Consider the following 17,978-nt stretch of genomic DNA (forward strand, 5'->3'; position numbering starts at 1 on the left):
TTAGGTTATTTTTTAGTGCAGTATGTTTTCAATACCTTTTGTTGCAAGCAGCCCTACAAAAGATCCTTGTGGTGTCATCACAATGTTTCCTTTTGAATATTGGTCCATTGCAACATTAATCATTGTTGATTTTTTATTCGGATCAGTTGCTGATTCAGCTACTGCTTTTACAATATCCAATACAGCATCTCCTCTTGATTCTCCACCTGTTGCTTGCTCTTCACGAATAATGTCAATACCACTCGCATTCACATAGCTTCCATTAACTTTTAATGGTGATGCTGCAGCTAATATTCCATCCAATCCTTTGCTGTTAATCGCTACAACGGCATCTATTGGGATTTGAGTTTGATATTCAACAATTTCCTTTGCAAGTTTCATAGACTCTTCATTATTGCTGCTCCAGAATGAATCGTGAAGCAACAGTTTTGATCCTGCACCTTGTGCTTGAGCTTCAGCAGGTTCAGATGCATTAGGGTGTGTCATTCCATGAGGATAAATTGCTGTATAATTTTTTATTTCTCCATTTTGTATGTTTATGACAAAAGCCATGTCGCATGCACCCATTCCAGGTCTTGGTTCACTTTCATCAATTGCACAAACTAAAATATTTCCATTTCCTGACGCTAAGTCTCCTCCACTATTTAAAAAAAGAGCACCTGCAATAATTGTTATCAATCCTACTAAAATAACAATAATTATTGCAATAATTATTTTTTTCTGCCTATCCATAATAGCTACCTCTCACTATTAATTATAATTAAATTTAACCCTATTGTTATTTAATAATTTGTATAAAAATAGTTGTTTTCTTAATTTAATTATAAAGAGTTTGGATGTAAAATGTGGTGGTATAAATAGGTGAAATTAAATATGATAAACATATTTAATTTCGTGAGAGTAGTTATATGCCTTATTAAATTAGAAAGAGAGATAAACTAATTTAATAACAATCGGAGTGTAGTATATTGTTTTTATTAAACAACACATTAGTAATATCAAATTAGGTATTTTAGGTTTACCTAATTTTTATCACTACTAATAGATAAGTTTTCATCATATATAAATCTTTTCATTTTTTTAGGTTAACCTAAATTTCATGTTAATTAATGATTAAAAATAGTTTGAGGGGATTAATTTTGGTTTTATGCTTCTTTTTTGAGAAAACAATAATAAGATTTATTTTTTAAAATTTTTGGATTTTTGTTTTAAGTAATATATTGTCAATGATTATCATGTCATTGATATTGTATGTCTCTCTATTTTTTTACGTATGCCTAAACATTTATATAATATAAAATTGTAATTTATATATATGTTTAGGTTAGCCTAATTTATAAAATTTTAAAGTTAGTTGAAACTTAAACTAAAATGATTTTTTTAAGTAATCGATGTTTTATTAAGAATATTTTTCTTAATAAACTTGTTTTACATAAAATAAAAATGGGAGAATGGTTAATGAAAGAATTAATTGTAGGATTAGCTGGCAACCCTAATGTGGGTAAAACTACAGTATTCAATCAATTAACCGGTATGCGCCAACATGTAGGAAACTGGCCTGGAAAAACTGTTGAAAGGGCTGAAGGTAGTTTCAAACATGGTGACTATGAATATGATATAATTGACTTACCGGGAAATTATGCATTAAGTGCTCATTCTATGGAAGAAATCGTATCAAGAGATTTTATTGTAGATGATGACTCTGATGTAATAGTTAATGTTGTAGATGCTGCTAATTTAGAACGTAATTTGTATTTAACAGTTCAAATGATGGAGTTAGGTGCTAATTTAGTAATGGCTCTTAACATGAACGATTTTGCTAAGAAAAAAGAACATATAATTGATATTGAATTAATGAGTGAATTATTAGGTTTTCCAGTAATTGAAGTTAATGCGAAAACTAAAGACGGTTTTGATGAATTATTAACTACCGTTGAAAAAGCCGCTGCAAAACCTATTGACGCAAGTGTTAAACTTTCTTATGGTGATGAGTTAAAAGGACATTTGTCTGATCTTCAAGCACTCATTGAACAGGATAAAAGTTTAATGGATGTTCCTTCCGTTTGGACTGCTATTAAGTTATTAGAAAAAGATTCTATAGTTATAGAAAAAGTTCAACAATCCAGCATGAGTTCCAAAATCATGATGGAAGTTGACAAAGTGAGCAAACACCTTATTGACATTTACAATGAGGGTGCAGAAGAAGTTATTGCAAATGCAAGATATGCATTTATTGACGGTTTAGTTGCTGAAGCTGTTAAAAAACCTGCTGTTGAAAAAGAATCAACAACTGATAGAATTGATAAAATTGTTACTAACAGGCTTTTAGCTCCTTTCATATTTTTAGGTATTATGTTTGTAATGTTCCAGTTAACATTTACAATTGGTGCTCCTTTCCAAGATGCAATTGATCAATTATTCGGGTCCCTTGCTGAAGCTGTTGCAGGAGTTATTCCAAATGAATATCTCGCTTCATTCATCTGTGATGGTATCATTGGTGGTGTAGGTGGAGTTCTTACATTCTTGCCTATTATTATTCTAATGTTCTTGTTCTTAAGTATCTTAGAAGATTGTGGTTACCTTGCAAGGGCTGCATTCACATTGGATATTGTAATGCACAAATTAGTTGGTCTTCACGGTAAAGCATTTATTCCTATGATTTTAGGATTTGGTTGTGGTGTACCTGCTATTATGGCAACAAGAACTATGGAAAATGAAGGGGACCGTATGCTTGCTATGATGCTTGTTCCGTTCATGTCTTGTACTGCAAGATTACCGATTTATGCTATTTTTATTGGAGCATTCTTTGCTGAGAATCAAGGATTGATGTTGCTTGCAATTTATGTATTAGGTATTGTTGTAGCACTTATCGTTGCAGGTATCCTTAAAAGAACAATGTTTAAAGGAATGTCAACTCCATTTGTTATGGAGCTTCCAACATATAAAGTACCATCATTAAAAGGTGTATTATTACACACTTGGGATAAAGTTAAAGGATTCTTAAGAAAAGCAGGTACTATTATTCTTGCTTGTTCCATCGTATTATGGGCTTTAAGTAGCTTCCCATTAGGTGTAGAATACGGATCTGCTGACAGTGTTTTAGGTATGATTGGTAAGGTCATTGCTCCTATATTTGCTCCTTTAGGATTTGGATTCTGGCAAGCTGCTGTAGCAATTATTGCTGGTTTAGCTGCTAAAGAAGTTGTAGTTGCAACCTTCGGTACATTAGCTGGTATGGAAGAAGACGATGAAGAAGGAATTACTTCATTAGTACAAAGTACATTCACTCCATTGTCCGCATTCTCATTCATGGCATTTACTTTGTTATACACTCCATGTTTCGCAGCTATCGGTGCAATCAAACAGGAAACCAACAGTTACAAATGGGCATTAACTATGTGTGCTATTACTTTAGTAACTGCATATATTGTATCATTCTTGATATTCAATATAGGTACATTAGCTGGATTTGCATAAGTGAATAATCTATAGAAAAATTGAATTGTGATGATTAGATTTTTTCTAATTATCATAAAATTTTTGGGTTTGACTAAAATATTTATATAATACTTCATACAAACTTTAGTATACCTAAAAATTATTTCTAATATATTAATTTGGTGATAAAATGAAAACATTAAAAGATGCAAAACCTGGTGAAACTGTAACTCTAGTAAAATACCACTCCACTGGGGATATTGATTTAAGAAGACACTTATTAGGTATGGGTTTTGTTAAAGGAGCTAAAATTCACATTAAAAAAGTAGCTACTTTAGGTGATCCAATCGAAATGAGTATCAAAGGCTATGATATTTGTCTTCGTAAAGAAGAAGCTGAAAACATTGAAGTAGAATAAACTTCATTTTTTCTTTTATTTTTTTATTTATTTAATAACGGTGTTATTATGAAATGTAGAGTTTGTGGTTTTGAGTTTGATGAAAATGAACTGGAAAACCGCGGATGTTCAAGTTGCGGTAAACATGATAACTGCAATCAGGTTCATTGTCCTAACTGTGGATTTGGTAATCATCCTCAATTGGATGAGGAATTTGAGTTTATTACAAAACTCAAGGACAGATTCAAAAGACGTAAATCTGCAAATTAATCTTTTTTTATTTTAATTATTTCTTCAACAACTTCATCAATGCTTATTTTTGTTGTATCAACATTATATCCTTTTTCTTTAAGAGTATATAATATCTCTGTTGTTATTGGTGCTTTTAAATGTGCTTTTTTTAATAATTCTTTATTGGAGAATATTTCATGTTTGTCTCCACTTTCAAGAATTTCTCCATTATTTAAAACAAAAATCTTTTCGGCAAATTCATTTACCATTTCTATGTCGTGAGATGATATTACAATACTCATTCCTTCTTTGTTTAAGTTATCAAGTATGTCTAATACTTTTTCAACACCTTCAGGATCTAAACCTGCTGTTGGTTCATCAAGTATCATTATTTCTGGTCGCATAGCTATAATTCCTGCAATAGCTACTCTTTTTTGCTGGCCTCCACTTAAATGGTGTGGTGTTTTATCCATATATTGCTCCATTCCAACCATAGTTAATGCTTCATCAACACGTCTTTCCACTTCTTCATAGTCAAGACCCAAGTTCATTGGTCCAAAGGCAACATCTTCTTTAACGGTCGGTGCAAATAGTTGGTCATTAGGATCCTGAAATACAATTCCCACTTTTTGTCTGACTTCTAAGAGTGTATCTCTATCATATTTTATGGCTTTTCCATCCACTTCAACATGTCCTGATGTTGGTTCGGTCAATCCGTTAAAATGGGAGAACAATGTGGACTTTCCTGCACCATTAGGTCCCATTATTGCAACTTTCTGGCCTTTGTAAATATCCATGTTAATATTTTTCAGTGCATGGGTTCCGTCAGGGTAAGTGTAACTTAAGTTTTTCGTTGAAAGATGTACTTCATTCATTTTAATTCCAGCCTCATTAATTTATAGATAAGTTCTCTGCAAAGTATCCTAATTGATTCGTATATTTGATTAAAATAATCTCTGCTACTATGATTAATAAAATTATCGTAACAATGTATATGTAGTCATATTTTTCTAGTGATTTCTTTTCATTATATAAATCTGACTTGTCTGAATAACCTCTACTAATCATACTTTTGTAAACTCTTTCACCTTGCTCGTATGACTTTACAAACATCATGGCAATTGAATATCCAACTTGCTTTACTCTCCATTTATATGGGGTTAACTTGGAGTGTATGTGAAAGTTTCTTGATTTTTGAGATTTTCTAATTGCTGCCAGCTCATCAATAAATACGAATAAGAATCTAACCATTATACTTAAAATCATTGCAAGATCTTTTGGCATCTTCAATCTTCTAAATGAAGCAACAATCTGTTGCATAGGACTTGTGGAAGATAGTATCACAATTGATGTTAATGATACAATCATTCTTGTAAGTAGTAAAATTGCCCAGTTTAGTCCAACATCAGTTATCGTCAACCAGGAATAGCTCCATAAAATATTTCCTGGATGAATGAATGGTTGAAATATAATTATCGCACCACCAAATGGAAGTAAAAGAGCAAGTCTTTTAAAAGAGTCAATGTAGGATAATTTTGCAATGCGAAGCACTATCAATAAAAAGATTTCCAATATAATCGGTATGAAAAGATTATTTGAAAAAGCAGCAACCACAATTATTAAAATTGCAGATATTAGTTTGATTCGTCCATCTAAATTGTGGATTGGACTGTCTCTTGATGCTAATTCATCTAAATTCAATGCTTTTGTAATATCTGCCATATTATTTCTCTAAAAAAATTTATTATTTTAAGTAATAATTATTATATAAAAAATAGTATAAAAAGATAGAAGTTAAATAAACTTCTTCTTTTTACAATTCAACTTAACTTCTTCTTTTTACAATTTGGCCAACAGCCAATGCACAGAGAAGTGTTAGCAGCACACCTAATATGAGCACACCAACTTCACCAATGACTTCAAGAGGTTCGTATGTGTAGTCGGGGAATGGTGAAGCTACTACTTCTGTTGTCTTGTTTTCAGGTACGCTTGCATCTTCAGCAGATTTTTCTAATCCATCAGGATCACCTGATGCAATGAATGGGGAAAGACAACAAATCACAACACATACTGCAATCGCAATAATTATTAAAGTTTTATCACGTTTATCCATGTTATTCTCCTCCCTCTGCTATTTTATTTTTGTTCCAGGCTAATAAATCTGGTCTGAATTTTTCTAAAGCCATAATTACAATTACTGTTAGTACGGCTTCAATTATACCGATAAATATGTGGTATGTTACCATTGAAGCAATTCCTACGTTCAATGGGAATGTTCCAGCTATTGCCATTTCAATTGCACATGCTAATGCTGCAATTACTGTTGCTAACCATGCTCCAATTCCTGCAGAAGCATAGATTCCAATTTTTCCTTTTAAACCTTTAAATGTGTATAAACCAACAAATCCTCCAATGATTGCCATGTTCAATACATTTGCTCCAAGTGCAGTAATTCCACCGTCTCCAAATATTAATGCTTGTATTAATAATACTACGGTAAATACGAGGACTGCTGCTTCAGGTGCACAGAATATGATTGCTACTAATGCACCACCAACCATATGTCCACTTGTTCCAAATGGAATTGGCATGTTCATTGACATAATAGCAAAAATACCTGCTGCAAGAACGGCTAAAAGAGGTATGCGTTTTTCGTCAAGGTTGTTTCTTGCCCATTTGCTTGCAAAGTATAATGCTACGATTAAGATTATATAGTATATTGCACATTGCCAGAATGGGATAAATCCGTCAGGTATATGCATTTATTTTTTCCTCCATTTTTTCAAGTATTACTTATTTTAAATAAAAAACATCTTAAAGTAATACTTATTTAATAAAATATCAAGTTAAAATTCTTATTATTTAATTTAGTTAATAAATTTTTTTAATTATAGCTTGATATTAGATAAATTTGCTATTTTTATTATATAAAGATTATTAAAGTAATACTTTAAACCCAATTTTTTTAAAAATTGTAATAAAAAAGTATTACTGGTTGCTTAAAATTTTTAATTTTTGTATTACTTATTAAAAATAGATTTTAAAATTATTGTAGTGTAAATGAAAAATGCTACTGCAAAGTAGAATAAAACCTGAATATCCAGTATTCCTGTTTCAACACCCAATATTGCATAAGTTAAAAGAAGACTATAAAGTCCGATATAAAAATAATCTTTTGTTTTTCTCATTATTTTAAATCCGATTCCTAAAATGAAACCTAAAATACACATTTCAACTGCAACACCAACTTTTCCAAAGTCTGCAACCATTTGTCCGATTAATGTCGGTGTAATAGTCACTTCAGTCCTCCATGCAATTAATTTACCCACCATCATTCTCGGTCCAAGTTCGCTTCCGGGTATTGTGCTTGCAATCAATTGTCCGTGTGTGGTTCCAAAGTTTCCTCCGATTATGTCAAGTAAATTCAAAACATGCAATGTAAAGTCAGCCCTGCTTTTCAATGTATAGAACGGGTCTATTGCACTGCTTACAGTCAATTCATGTATTGATCTGAAATAACCGATTCCGATTATTGCACCTACACCAATCAATCCTCCAAGTACAACTTCCCAAACTGCTACGATATTTCCATAGTAACCTAAAATAATTAGCAGTAGTAATGCTGCAAGTAGTGGTGTCCTATAGCCTAAAGTTAATAAAAGTGCAATATCAATTATGAGCAGTACGAGGAATCTGAATCGGACCTGTGAACGGGTAATCAAATTGTCCTGAAAGTCTTTTAAATAAACGCTTGCCAATATGCAGGTTCCAGGAATTATCAAAAATACGGGCATTGTAAATGCTGGTTTTAATAGGTATCTGATTGATGGTTTTAAAATAGGAATTCCGCCAACTGATGCTATGCTTATGAAGAAAAATCCAATGCTTACTAATATTAAACAAAAGCCAATTGAGTATATGTCTCTTCTGCTAAATGTTATGACGCTTTTCATGTCGTTTAAAAAAAATCTTGGTAAAATATTGGCACCAATGAAGAAAAATACAAAAGCTATTATTAGTGTTATGGTTAAGCTATACGAAATTCTGCTTAAAGATAATGCTAAAAATGCTGAAAAAATAATTAATACGATTAATGGGTTAAAAATATGATTTTTTATGATTGAACTTTTTTTTAAGAAACTTAAAAAATTTTCTCCAGGGTATAATCCCTTGAAGAAACTATTAACCCACTGGTCTTCAATAAAATATAAAATTGAGAAAATAGTTGTGAATAAAAAAGATTTATGAAATTCATCATTGATAATATTTAAAAAGGATGTTAATTTTGAATAAATGAAGCTCATAAATCACACAACTTAAAATTTTTGGATATTAGTGACATTATAATTGTTTTTAATATGATCTATGTCATTATCGCTGCAGTTATAAATTCTGATTGTTATTTCATTTGAAATTCCATTAAAGTTGCTTAAAATATTATTCACTTCAGATAGTTCAGAACCTGTTGCTCTGACTAGGAATATCTGATTAGTTAAACCACTATTTGATCCTTTAATTGATATTCTTCCATCTTTTTGGAATAATATGTTTGAAATTTCTTGTATTTTCATACTTTCAACAGAATCGGTCGTTACTATTGTTGTAATCTCATAATCTGTATCATTTGAAATACCTGAAATCAAATCATTTATTGAAGTGATATTTTTCGGATTGACCTTAATTTCAGTTAGATTTTTATATTTTTCTCCGTTTATTTCAAGAGTCATACTATTAATGTAAACATCTGCATTAGGAACATGATTATAAAGCCCAACAATAAAATCACTGCCATTTGAGTTAACAAGAGCTTTCACATTGCTTCCCCTGTCATCATCTAGCCATTTAATGTTTCCTGATAATGTGACGGGTTTTCCATCTGTAGAATTATATCCGTGAACAGTAGTGTTTACAATATATCCCTGTCTGTAATATGTCAAGTATTTCTCAGAAATTTTACTTAATGTTGATGAGTCATAAGATGTTTTTTCATTGACTGTATCATCATTAGAAGTAACATGAATAAACGCAAAGACTATTGCGCATATTACTAATATTATAATAGCATAATCAACTAATGTAAATCTTTTTTTCATATTTGATCATTCTTCATAAATTGCACCAACAGGACAGACATCAACACATTCTCCACATGAATCGCATTTGTCTGGGTCAATAATTACTTTATATGCTTTTTTTGTGATTGCTTCTTCCATACAAACGTCTATGCAATCTTCGCATATTCCACATTCTTCCATATCTATAATCATCAATGTACTACACCACAATTTAATTATTTTATAAAATAATTTTAAATATAACTTATTTGTTATATTTTATTTTCATAATATTTAAATAGTATTTTTTATTAAAAAATTTGTTGATTGCTTTTATTTCCACATAAAAAGCAAACATTTATATATAATAAAAACATACATTATAGTGTATGCAGGGGTGCCCGAGCGGCCAAAGGGGGAGGACTTAAGATCCTCTGGTATAGGCCTTCGAGGGTTCGAATCCCTTCCCCTGCACTAGATTTTTTAAAATTTTTTTTCATATTCTCGATTATGCCTTAGTGGCTCAGCCGGTAGAGCGCCACCTTGGTAAGGTGGAAGTCGGGGGTTCGAATCCCCCCTAAGGCTTCTATTTCTTAAAAATTATTTTTCTATAATTTCAATATTTTCTATGGTGTTTAGTTCGTTGATTTTGTTATTTAAAATGAGTAATATTATTTTAATAGTCTTTTTTATTCCGCTGATCTGTCTTTGGTATAATTCTTCACTATTAACTTTTCTTAAATCACTATAAACATCGCTTATTGTTGTTATTTGGTAGTTTTGGGTGATGATTGTAATGGCGCCATGACCAATTCCTGCAGTGGTTCCGATTGCAATATCGCAGTTTGTAAGTTTCATCACTGCTTCAGCCATGACCTTGCTTGTTTTTTTATCGCCGGTTTCGTCATAGACTTTTATTCCTTTTATAAGATAATCTGGTTTGGGTGGATTTTCAACTTTTAATATGTCTTTCACTGCATCAATTGTTGGAATAAATAGGCTGCAGATAATGCTCAAATCATTATAATTAAACTCTCCGTATTCATCTAAATTTTTTATATATTTGCTTCCAAAATTTCCTTTGTAATTCTGGGCGAGGGCGTGTAGTTCCAATCCGATTTTTCCATGGGTGAAACATTCTGCAGTAGCTATTGTAATCATATTAATCAGTTTGCTCTTTTAATAATTTTAATGCATTTATCGTAATGAGTTTTGCAACATCATCTAAAACGTATGGTGTTACCGGTTCATTGTCTCTTATTAATTTGTTTGTTGTTAAAACCAAATGGTTTTCTGTAATCCCATGTTGTCTTAATTCCTCAACAGCAGGGTTGTTGTTGTCATATTCGCTAATGTCCTTAATTTCAATATTTTCATCACCGAATCCGAATATTCCTGCAGTACCAATTGTTTTAGCACCAATATTATGTGCATGCTTAACGATTTGTGAAGCAGTTGAAATTGTGTTTCCTCCGGCAATAACAATGATGATAACATCACCATTAATCTGGTCTATATTTTCTTTTGTTATATATTCAGGATGGCTTTCAATTTTTCTAAATTCTTCATCATGAGTGCATATTCTTTTTAAGAAATCCGGTTTTGATTCACCAATTTCTGCACCATATAATGTGAATATCACATCTCCTCCAGATATCTCCTGACCGTCAAAAGCCCCAATTACTTTTGGCCCGCCCCTATGTACCTGCATCAGGTTGATGCCTATTCTTAAGCCTAATCTTCCAACGCCAATTATGTCAATTTTACCTTTTGGCACTTGTTTGTCTTCCATTTTTTGTATTTCATCAACTACCATATTAATCACTGTAATTTATTGATTGGATTTTTATCAATAACTTCACAATCAATATCTAATTTTTCTATAATTTTTTTAAGATAATAAAGACCGGGAATTTCACTGTTGTGATGCCCCAGATCAATCAATGTTAAATCTAAATTTATTGCAAGTATTGCAGTTTCCTGTGTCAGGTCTCCAGATATTAATATGTCCAAATTATTTTCTTTAGCCATTTTAATATAATCCGGATTTTTCAAACCGAATCCTGAGATAATGCCAATTTTTTTTATTGGTTTATCATTTTTTGGCTTATTGACAATATTAACATCATGGAAATTATCTAAAATTATTTCTTTTATTTCATTAAATTTATAGTCGGATTTACATATGCGTCCAATATTGGTTTTTTTGTCAAATGATTCGACAATCTCTAGATTTAGTTTGTTTGCCAACGCTTCATTTGCACCGCCTTTGATAATGTCCCAGTTAGAATGGATGGTAAATGTTGGAGTTTTTGGAGTGAATAATGTTGGATGATGTGTTATTATTAGTGTATTTTCATCAAAATTATCATCTTTGGGATATAAATCCATAAATATTTTTATTGATTTAATATCTTGGTTTAAATCGTAATCTCCCATAAAACCAATATTATCATTACTTAATGCTAAATCACGAGGCATCTCATCATCTAAAAATTTAATAATTTCATTTAGCTTCATTTAAATCATTTTTGATTCTATTTTATTTATTTCTTCTAAAATTATTTCATCTAAATCAAATGGGTTAATTGTGGATACTTTAACTGCTTTTTTGTTAGTTAATTCTATGAATTTGTCGATATTTTTTTCTTTAAAAATAACTTCTTCAAAAAAGCCCATTTCACAAGCACTGTATAATACACCCTCTTTTTTAGAAATTTGGTTTAAAACATTTGTTAAAACACCAATAGTTAATGTCATTGTTCCTGATGTTTTGGTGTCAATTCCTTTTGTTTTAATAATTGATTTATTTTTTGAGTTGACAACATTTAACCTGTCATGAATATTATTTTTGTTTTTCAATAGTTCATCATTGTCTTCAGCTACAGGATCTTCTATTAAAAAAACATCCACATCAAATTCAGATGATTGTTCTACATTAATGCCTCCAAACCCTGTCGTGTCGATGACAATGTCTCCATCATATATCAAATCTAAATTGGATGAGAATTTCACATCATTTATTAGTTTCCCACCAATGTTTGTGTACAATAATTCTTCAAGATGAGGATAAATGTCAATTAATAGGATATTATTGTATTTTTCACTTAATTTTTTGACAATACCTATGCCTGTAAAATAAGTGCCGATTACGGTAATTTTAGCATTGGGATTTATATTTAGGTTATCAATATAATCAACACATGCCTGTGATTTTTTTTCTATTATTCTATTGAAAATATCGATTAATTTGATTTCTGATTTTATTGTCAAAACTTCTTGGGTGATTCCAGTATCAATGTCCATTTAAATCACTTTTTCAAATCCAATCTTTTCTAGAGCTTCTACAGCCTCTTCATATACTGCTTCTTCAAGTGATTTTTGATGAATTACATGTGATGGGGACATTCCTGCAGTCAATATTCTTCCTTTGTTATCAATAAAAATTAATAATGAACCTGACCCGGGAATGCCTAATCTACCTCTGGCTATTATTAGGTCACATTCACTTTGGTCTAGTGCCATGTATGCTTTGGCCAATGCAGGAATTCTATTGGTGTCTGCAGTATTAGTGTTAATTTGCAATATCTCTGCTTGAGGCAATCCATATTCATTTAATACTTTATTCAAAACCTCAACTTTGACACCATCTTTGTTTGGAATATAAATTTTTTCAGCATTTTTAATATAGTCTTGAATTTCTTTGATTTCTTCAAGTGTATCTCCAAATCTGCAATTGTTTCTTGATTCATCAAATGCATTTTTAATCATTTTTTCAAAGGCCATAAAAACACCATGTATTATTTTTAAAATAGGATTATGTTATATTTTTTGAGGTTCCAATCCTAATTGTTTAATCACATCAGTCACATCTGCATAATTACCATAAGTTGGTGATCCTACTCCTTTCACTTCTAATGGATAATTGTCTGCTATAACTGTAGCTAAATTATTGGCTCCCGCATTTAATGTATATTTGACATTTCTAGGACCAACAGTCGGTGTTGGAACGGTAATTCTTATATGTGGATACATTATCCTTGTAACAGCTATGAATTTTAACTGTTCCTTTAATGGGAATGGCGGATGATTTGCCATTGGTGTGTCTTCATAAGGATTAAAACCCATAATTGGTATTTCACCTAATGTATCAAAGTTATTTAAAAATCTTAAATGTTCTATTCTATCTTCAGCACTTTCTCCTAATCCCAGAAGCAGTCCTGAGGATAATTCTATGCCTGTATCACTTATCATTTGACATACATCAATTCTCTGCTGAAGTGTTTCTCCAGGTTTTGCTTCATTATAGACATCTTCATTTATTGTTTCTAGGTTGCAACAGATAGTATCACAGTTTAAATCATATAATTGATTTATGGATTTTTCTGTTAAATCTCCTCCGACATTAACCAATACTTCCAAATCCGTATTTTCCTTTACAATTCTGGTTGCATTAACTGCTTGTTTTCCTTTATATCCATATCCTCCGGAGCAACTAACTCTGGGAATGCCAGCCTCTTCAATTGATTTGGCGGCATTAAAAATTTCTTCATCGGATTTATAAAATGCATTATAATAACCTTTGGAAGAAGTCTCTTCGGCAAAACCGCAGTATTTGCATCTAGGTTGGATTTGACATTTGTTGGTGATGTGTATTGTTGATGTTAATTTAATAACTTTGGAAATGTTGTCCCTAATATTAACGGCAGTTTCAAAAAGTTTTTGCAAATCATTTTCGTTTTCTATATTTAATAATTCTAAAAACTCTTCATCTGTTAATTTTTTATTTTTGCTTGCTTTTTCTAATATGTCATCAATCAATTTAACACCAAACTTCTTTAAAAAATAGTAACTTATTTTTTAATAGCTAATTGACTCAACTATTAAAAAATAAGTTAAAATGTTGATTTAATTAAAAATCAACAACTAACTTACATAATGTGTTTATTTGTCTTTACCTAAGTAATCTAATACGGTAGGAACGATTTCTGCTAATGAACCGAAGTTCATTGAGTCAGCAGTACCTAATAATGCAGCTGGGTTTAAAGCATCGTCCATTTTGTCGATACCTTCATTTTGCATTAAAGCGGTTACTTGGGTTAAAGCTTCGTTAGCCATCATTTGTGCAAATCCAGCAGGTGCACCTAAGATTTGGGTAACAGTGTCTCTGTAAGCTAAGATACCTGCGTAGGTAATAGCGGTTACAGCTGAACACATATCACATACAGGACCAACCATGTTTGCTGGTAAGGTGAATGCAGATCCTCTTGCTTTTTGACCTAAGTCTAATAAAGTGTCAATGGAAGCTTGGTCTGCGAAACCTTCTGCGATGTAAACTTGTCCTTTCATTTCAGGTACTGCACCTGGGTGGTAGGAAGCTACGTTAACATCAGTTCCTAAGTCTTCGAAGATTTTGTTTAATCCTGTAGTAGGAATAGTACATGCGTGGGTTACGATTGCACCAGGTTTAATAGCATCAGCGAATTTTTCGATTATAGCAGGTTGCATACCACCTTCAGGTAACCAGGTCATAACCCAGTCAGCGTCAGCTACAGCTTCACGGTCATCGGTAGTACATTTCATACCTAAGTCTTCAGGGTGGGTGAAGTGAATTGCACCTTTTTCTGGTTTTGGTACAGTTTCAGCTAATTTTGCAACTTTTTCTCTGATAGCAGGCATTACTTCTTCTGGATTACCTGCTTTGTGAGCTGCCATTACTTCAGCGTAGTCAAAGTCATCTACAACAGTGAATTCTCCGTCGAATACTGGGTCGGATACAACAACTTCGTCTACTCCAGCTAATTCTAATAATTCTGCACCCATTTCGATAGTTGAGTGGGTCATTGAGATGTTTTCTTTTCCGGTTGCTTCAGCAACTTCACAAGCTCTTGAGAAGTTGGTAATTCCACTTGCAGCATGAGTTCTGTAACATCCTGCACCTAAAATTGCTACTTTCATTTTTTAATTCTCCTTAAAACATATATATTTTAATTTTATTTTTCTTTTTAAGCTTTTTTTTAAAAGAAAAATATTTACTACATACTTCCATTATTTAAATGTGACATATTGATTAAGTATTGGTATGTTTTACATATTCGTAATACTATTTTTTGAGTTATTTAAATAATTAGTAATACCTAAAAATAGGCAGTAGTAACAAGTTAATATAAGTTTTCGAAGTATATATATACTTATGTATTTTTTTCATTGGGTAATATTTTAAAGCCGTATATGGCCTTTTTTTATTACTTAATTATTATTTTTAATGGTTAATATGGACTTTTAGTAATAACATGGCATGATAAACAAAATATATTTAATATATTGTATACTAATTTTATTATTAGATAATATTTTGAGTAGTGATTTTTATGTATGACTTGATAAAAGAAGCAGTTCATGATGATGATGCAGCTATTGAAATTTCAAAAATGGAGAGTAAAGATGTATCTTCTGTTGTTGATGCTATCTCTGAGTTGTCTTTAGAGGATACTATGAAATTGGGGATGCAGTTTAAGAGATTTCCATTAGGTTGTGATTTGACTGAAGTGGTAGCAGGAACTTGTGCTTCAGATTTAGAATTGATGGATTTACTTGGAAACTGTCGGTTAGCCGATATGATAGGTGCTCCAATTCACATTTGTGCCTATGCATTTTCAGATATTGCAGAAAAGTTTGGAATGCGGGGTGTAGAAGTGATGCAAATGGTGCATGATGTTGTTGATGTGCCTTTGGATTTGGATCACTTCGGTGAAAATGGTGCTATGAGACTTCCAAAAAATATCAGTGGATGTGGTGGTGAATGTTACAATAAAGGTCCTGCATTTACTGAATGTCCTCGTGGCAGGATTCATGAGAGATTAATCGATAAGGAATTGGAACAGAAGTCAGATAAGGATGAATGGGTTGAATTGTCTTCATCTGTTGCTGTTAATGTTACTTCAGAACAGACTGGTGATGGTCATGCAGCACCTTTAAGGGAAGCTTTGGATATTGCAAATTTAGCTAAAAAATATGGCAAAGGTTTAGAATCCATAATGTTCGTTGGTGATGGCTATGATGAGGTTATAACTGGTTTTGAGAAATCTATTGAAATAGGTGCTGATGTTATTGTTGTGGAAGGAGGACCATTCAACAGATGTGAAAATACTACCGAAGCATTTGCTAAAACAATTGCTGCAGCAAGGATATTGTCTCCGGGTAAGGTTGTTGCAACTAATGGTGCTTATGAAAATGAGGTTCGTATAGGTCTTAGAACTGGATTAAATATGGTTATCACAGGTTTTCCTAAAAACCATCATGGATATATGTGCGGTTATGAGCCGGGCACTGCCAGGAGAGGCAAATTCGGTCTTCCAAGAATTATTCAAATTATCAATGAGGAGTTTCCTAACAGGGGATTGCCTGTTCAAAAACATGATTTGCTTGCATTAGCTACTGCAGTTAAAATTGCAGGGCCGGATTATATTTATCCTAGAAAAATAGGATCATATGCTATTGGTGATGCTCATTGGGCTACTTTAGTCAGTTCAAATATGTATAAGAATATTGAACTGAAACATACATTGGATGATATTGTAAACCTTGCACAGGGAAATACTATTGCTTTGCATGGTGGAAGATTTATATCATGGGTGATAGCTAATGAATTGGATAAGAATGTTGATGAGATTATCATTGCCGATACTGACCCTTGGGTTCAAAGTATTACTGTAAATAATTTGCAGGATGAGTTAAATGCCACAATTATTCCTGCTAAAGATGATGTTTCAGCATCAAAAGAAGCTGATTTTTCCATCGTATCATCAACTATGATTCCAATAAAAAACAATATTTTAAAGAAAGTTCCTAATGCTTTGCCAATTGTTTAAAATCAAAATATTTAAATGTTTAAAAATAAATGTAATATATACATTTATTATAATTAATTTTTTTAGGTGATAATTTGAATCATTCCAAGATTATTTTGGTAGCTTGTATTTCAGCATTTGTTGCCATAACAACTTTTGCTTTAGGTATTACTGGGAGTATTATCGGTTCAGTTGTCTCATCTGTTCTTTACAATGTGCTTTCTGAAGCCTTAGAAAAACCGGTTAGTGGTGTTAAATTTCCTAAAGCCAATTTGGAATGGGATATTGCTTATGTATTTCCACTTGTTGTCATATCATTAATTCAATTAATATGGATATTTGCATTTTTATCTAATTGGGGAATATTGCCTCATTTCTTTATGAATATTTATCTTTCCATTCAGGGAGTTGCTGATTTCAATTTATATAGGATATTAGGATTTTCTTTGCTTGTCATGTCAATTTATCCATTCATATTAAAGGGTAATCATGTAAAAAAATCTGATGGTTTAGTGGTATTGATTGTGGGGCTAATGTTTTTAGCAAGAGGATTTTCCGATGTTGGAAGTGCAGTGTCACACACATTTAATGTTGTTTATGATTTTGTAAGTTTCCCTATTTCATTAATAGCATTTATATTATTAATTCATGTAATTTATAGTGTTTTATCATCAGCAAGGTCTAATGATAATAATCCTACACCTAAAAATATCGGATATTCTAAAAAGAATTTTGATGATTTGGAGTTGAAACAAGTTTATCATAGAGATGATATTCCCAGAAATCAATATTCTAATCAAAGAAGTCCTTATAGGGAGGATACTCGAAGGAACCAATATTCTAATCAAAGAAGTCCTTATAGGGAGGATACTCGAAGGAACCAATATTCTAATCAAAGAAATCCTTCCAGAAATAATTATGATTCAAATATAAAGAATATTAATAAGTCATCAGATGATTTTCAATTCGAATCAAATGATTTGCTAGATGACTTTAAAAAACGATAAT

Annotated in this window: 20 protein-coding genes and 2 tRNA genes; 7 read left to right on the top strand and 15 right to left on the bottom strand. The window is 31.7% G+C overall.

Annotated features, from left to right (window positions below; genetic code table 11):
- Window positions 1-12 precede the first annotated feature (12 nt).
- Complete coding sequence (locus SM9_RS01860; RefSeq protein WP_058738525.1) at window positions 13-732, bottom strand: DUF4012 domain-containing protein; 720 nt, start codon at window positions 730-732, stop codon at window positions 13-15.
- A gap of 726 nt (window positions 733-1,458) precedes the next feature.
- Between SM9_RS01860 and feoB the strand changes: the two genes are divergently transcribed.
- The 3 genes from feoB to SM9_RS01875 all read left to right on the top strand — a co-directional run bounded on the left by feoB (window position 1,459) and on the right by SM9_RS01875 (window position 4,105).
- Window positions 1,459-3,477, top strand: coding sequence for a ferrous iron transport protein B (feoB, locus tag SM9_RS01865; RefSeq protein WP_058738526.1), 2,019 nt, complete (start codon window positions 1,459-1,461; stop codon window positions 3,475-3,477).
- 151 nt (window positions 3,478-3,628) lie between these two features.
- Window positions 3,629-3,856 (top strand): FeoA family protein, encoded by a 228-nt coding sequence (locus SM9_RS01870; RefSeq protein ID WP_058738527.1) that lies wholly within the window; start codon window positions 3,629-3,631, stop codon window positions 3,854-3,856.
- Between the two features lie 48 nt (window positions 3,857-3,904).
- On the top strand, window positions 3,905-4,105 hold the full coding sequence (locus SM9_RS01875; protein WP_058738528.1) for a hypothetical protein: 201 nt from the start codon (window positions 3,905-3,907) through the stop codon (window positions 4,103-4,105).
- Here SM9_RS01875 and SM9_RS01880 read toward each other — a convergent pair.
- The 7 genes from SM9_RS01880 to SM9_RS01910 all read right to left on the bottom strand — a co-directional run bounded on the left by SM9_RS01880 (window position 4,102) and on the right by SM9_RS01910 (window position 9,333).
- Window positions 4,102-4,941: an energy-coupling factor ABC transporter ATP-binding protein gene (locus tag SM9_RS01880; RefSeq protein WP_058738529.1), complete on the bottom strand. Its 840-nt coding sequence runs from the start codon at window positions 4,939-4,941 to the stop codon at window positions 4,102-4,104. The two genes, SM9_RS01875 and SM9_RS01880, sit on opposite strands and share 4 nt — an antisense overlap.
- A 16-nt stretch (window positions 4,942-4,957) precedes the next feature.
- A complete protein-coding gene (gene cbiQ / locus SM9_RS01885; protein WP_058738530.1) occupies window positions 4,958-5,788 on the bottom strand; it encodes a cobalt ECF transporter T component CbiQ in 831 nt (276 codons plus the stop codon).
- 103 nt (window positions 5,789-5,891) lie between these two features.
- On the bottom strand, window positions 5,892-6,179 hold the full coding sequence (locus SM9_RS01890) for a PDGLE domain-containing protein (RefSeq protein ID WP_058738531.1): 288 nt from the start codon (window positions 6,177-6,179) through the stop codon (window positions 5,892-5,894).
- Window position 6,180: 1 nt separating this feature from the next.
- On the bottom strand, window positions 6,181-6,828 hold the full coding sequence (gene cbiM, locus SM9_RS01895; protein WP_058738532.1) for a cobalt transporter CbiM: 648 nt from the start codon (window positions 6,826-6,828) through the stop codon (window positions 6,181-6,183).
- Window positions 6,829-7,086: 258 nt separating this feature from the next.
- Complete coding sequence (locus SM9_RS01900) at window positions 7,087-8,370, bottom strand: oligosaccharide repeat unit polymerase family protein (RefSeq protein ID WP_058738533.1); 1,284 nt, start codon at window positions 8,368-8,370, stop codon at window positions 7,087-7,089.
- Window positions 8,371-8,382: 12 nt separating this feature from the next.
- Window positions 8,383-9,159: a hypothetical protein gene (locus SM9_RS01905; protein WP_058738534.1), complete on the bottom strand. Its 777-nt coding sequence runs from the start codon at window positions 9,157-9,159 to the stop codon at window positions 8,383-8,385.
- Between the two features lie 6 nt (window positions 9,160-9,165).
- A complete protein-coding gene (locus tag SM9_RS01910; protein ID WP_058738535.1) occupies window positions 9,166-9,333 on the bottom strand; it encodes a 4Fe-4S dicluster domain-containing protein in 168 nt (55 codons plus the stop codon).
- A gap of 178 nt (window positions 9,334-9,511) precedes the next feature.
- Here SM9_RS01910 and SM9_RS01915 point away from each other — a divergent pair.
- Together SM9_RS01915 and SM9_RS01920 are read left to right on the top strand one after the other, a co-directional pair.
- A tRNA-Leu gene (locus SM9_RS01915) sits at window positions 9,512-9,594 on the top strand.
- A gap of 38 nt (window positions 9,595-9,632) precedes the next feature.
- Window positions 9,633-9,705 (top strand) — tRNA-Thr (locus tag SM9_RS01920).
- Window positions 9,706-9,720: 15 nt separating this feature from the next.
- Here the strand turns inward: SM9_RS01920 and SM9_RS01925 are convergent.
- The 7 genes from SM9_RS01925 to hmd all read right to left on the bottom strand — a co-directional run bounded on the left by SM9_RS01925 (window position 9,721) and on the right by hmd (window position 15,078).
- Window positions 9,721-10,281 carry a UPF0254 family protein gene (locus tag SM9_RS01925; RefSeq protein WP_058738536.1) on the bottom strand — a complete coding sequence of 187 codons (561 nt, stop codon included), beginning with the start codon at window positions 10,279-10,281 and terminating at the stop codon, window positions 9,721-9,723.
- A gap of 1 nt (window position 10,282) precedes the next feature.
- Window positions 10,283-10,936 carry a thiamine biosynthesis protein ThiF gene (locus tag SM9_RS01930; RefSeq protein WP_058738537.1) on the bottom strand — a complete coding sequence of 218 codons (654 nt, stop codon included), beginning with the start codon at window positions 10,934-10,936 and terminating at the stop codon, window positions 10,283-10,285.
- 5 nt (window positions 10,937-10,941) lie between these two features.
- Window positions 10,942-11,640, bottom strand: a complete 699-nt coding sequence (locus tag SM9_RS01935) for a Nif3-like dinuclear metal center hexameric protein (RefSeq protein ID WP_058738538.1) — start codon at window positions 11,638-11,640, stop codon at window positions 10,942-10,944.
- Window positions 11,641-12,426 carry an SAM-dependent methyltransferase HcgC family protein gene (locus SM9_RS01940; RefSeq protein WP_058738539.1) on the bottom strand — a complete coding sequence of 262 codons (786 nt, stop codon included), beginning with the start codon at window positions 12,424-12,426 and terminating at the stop codon, window positions 11,641-11,643.
- Window positions 12,427-12,906: a DUF3236 domain-containing protein gene (locus tag SM9_RS01945; protein WP_058738540.1), complete on the bottom strand. Its 480-nt coding sequence runs from the start codon at window positions 12,904-12,906 to the stop codon at window positions 12,427-12,429.
- Window positions 12,907-12,942: 36 nt separating this feature from the next.
- Window positions 12,943-13,941, bottom strand: coding sequence for a 5,10-methenyltetrahydromethanopterin hydrogenase cofactor biosynthesis protein HmdB (gene hmdB / locus SM9_RS01950; RefSeq protein WP_058738541.1), 999 nt, complete (start codon window positions 13,939-13,941; stop codon window positions 12,943-12,945).
- A 123-nt stretch (window positions 13,942-14,064) separates the two neighbouring features.
- The gene (gene hmd, locus SM9_RS01955) at window positions 14,065-15,078 is read right to left on the bottom strand and encodes a 5,10-methenyltetrahydromethanopterin hydrogenase (RefSeq protein ID WP_058738542.1); all 1,014 of its coding nucleotides are present in this window, start codon (window positions 15,076-15,078) and stop codon (window positions 14,065-14,067) included.
- 413 nt (window positions 15,079-15,491) lie between these two features.
- Here hmd and hmdC point away from each other — a divergent pair, with 413 nt between their 5' ends.
- Together hmdC and SM9_RS01965 are read left to right on the top strand one after the other, a co-directional pair.
- On the top strand, window positions 15,492-16,991 hold the full coding sequence (gene hmdC, locus SM9_RS01960) for a 5,10-methenyltetrahydromethanopterin hydrogenase cofactor biosynthesis protein HmdC (RefSeq protein ID WP_058738543.1): 1,500 nt from the start codon (window positions 15,492-15,494) through the stop codon (window positions 16,989-16,991).
- A gap of 74 nt (window positions 16,992-17,065) precedes the next feature.
- On the top strand, window positions 17,066-17,977 hold the full coding sequence (locus tag SM9_RS01965) for a hypothetical protein (RefSeq protein ID WP_058738544.1): 912 nt from the start codon (window positions 17,066-17,068) through the stop codon (window positions 17,975-17,977).
- Window position 17,978 lies beyond the last annotated feature (1 nt).

The sequence above is a fragment of the Methanobrevibacter millerae genome (assembly GCF_001477655.1).
GTDB classification, from domain to species: Archaea; Methanobacteriota; Methanobacteria; order Methanobacteriales; family Methanobacteriaceae; genus Methanocatella; species Methanocatella millerae_A.

What these genes read in the sequence shown, in the direction of transcription:
- SM9_RS01860 (WP_058738525.1), bottom strand. Translation starts at nt 732, where the DNA reads ATGGATAGGCAGAAAAAAATAATTATTGCAATAATTATTGTTATTTTA.
- feoB (WP_058738526.1), top strand. Translation starts at nt 1,459, where the DNA reads ATGAAAGAATTAATTGTAGGATTAGCTGGCAACCCTAATGTGGGTAAA.
- SM9_RS01870 (WP_058738527.1), top strand. Translation starts at nt 3,629, where the DNA reads ATGAAAACATTAAAAGATGCAAAACCTGGTGAAACTGTAACTCTAGTA.
- SM9_RS01875 (WP_058738528.1), top strand. Translation starts at nt 3,905, where the DNA reads ATGAAATGTAGAGTTTGTGGTTTTGAGTTTGATGAAAATGAACTGGAA.
- SM9_RS01880 (WP_058738529.1), bottom strand. Translation starts at nt 4,941, where the DNA reads ATGAATGAAGTACATCTTTCAACGAAAAACTTAAGTTACACTTACCCT.
- cbiQ (WP_058738530.1), bottom strand. Translation starts at nt 5,788, where the DNA reads ATGGCAGATATTACAAAAGCATTGAATTTAGATGAATTAGCATCAAGA.
- SM9_RS01890 (WP_058738531.1), bottom strand. Translation starts at nt 6,179, where the DNA reads ATGGATAAACGTGATAAAACTTTAATAATTATTGCGATTGCAGTATGT.
- cbiM (WP_058738532.1), bottom strand. Translation starts at nt 6,828, where the DNA reads ATGCATATACCTGACGGATTTATCCCATTCTGGCAATGTGCAATATAC.
- SM9_RS01900 (WP_058738533.1), bottom strand. Translation starts at nt 8,370, where the DNA reads ATGAGCTTCATTTATTCAAAATTAACATCCTTTTTAAATATTATCAAT.
- SM9_RS01905 (WP_058738534.1), bottom strand. Translation starts at nt 9,159, where the DNA reads ATGAAAAAAAGATTTACATTAGTTGATTATGCTATTATAATATTAGTA.
- SM9_RS01910 (WP_058738535.1), bottom strand. Translation starts at nt 9,333, where the DNA reads ATGATTATAGATATGGAAGAATGTGGAATATGCGAAGATTGCATAGAC.
- SM9_RS01925 (WP_058738536.1), bottom strand. Translation starts at nt 10,281, where the DNA reads ATGATTACAATAGCTACTGCAGAATGTTTCACCCATGGAAAAATCGGA.
- SM9_RS01930 (WP_058738537.1), bottom strand. Translation starts at nt 10,936, where the DNA reads ATGGTAGTTGATGAAATACAAAAAATGGAAGACAAACAAGTGCCAAAA.
- SM9_RS01935 (WP_058738538.1), bottom strand. Translation starts at nt 11,640, where the DNA reads ATGAAGCTAAATGAAATTATTAAATTTTTAGATGATGAGATGCCTCGT.
- SM9_RS01940 (WP_058738539.1), bottom strand. Translation starts at nt 12,426, where the DNA reads ATGGACATTGATACTGGAATCACCCAAGAAGTTTTGACAATAAAATCA.
- SM9_RS01945 (WP_058738540.1), bottom strand. Translation starts at nt 12,906, where the DNA reads ATGGCCTTTGAAAAAATGATTAAAAATGCATTTGATGAATCAAGAAAC.
- hmd (WP_058738542.1), bottom strand. Translation starts at nt 15,078, where the DNA reads ATGAAAGTAGCAATTTTAGGTGCAGGATGTTACAGAACTCATGCTGCA.
- hmdC (WP_058738543.1), top strand. Translation starts at nt 15,492, where the DNA reads ATGTATGACTTGATAAAAGAAGCAGTTCATGATGATGATGCAGCTATT.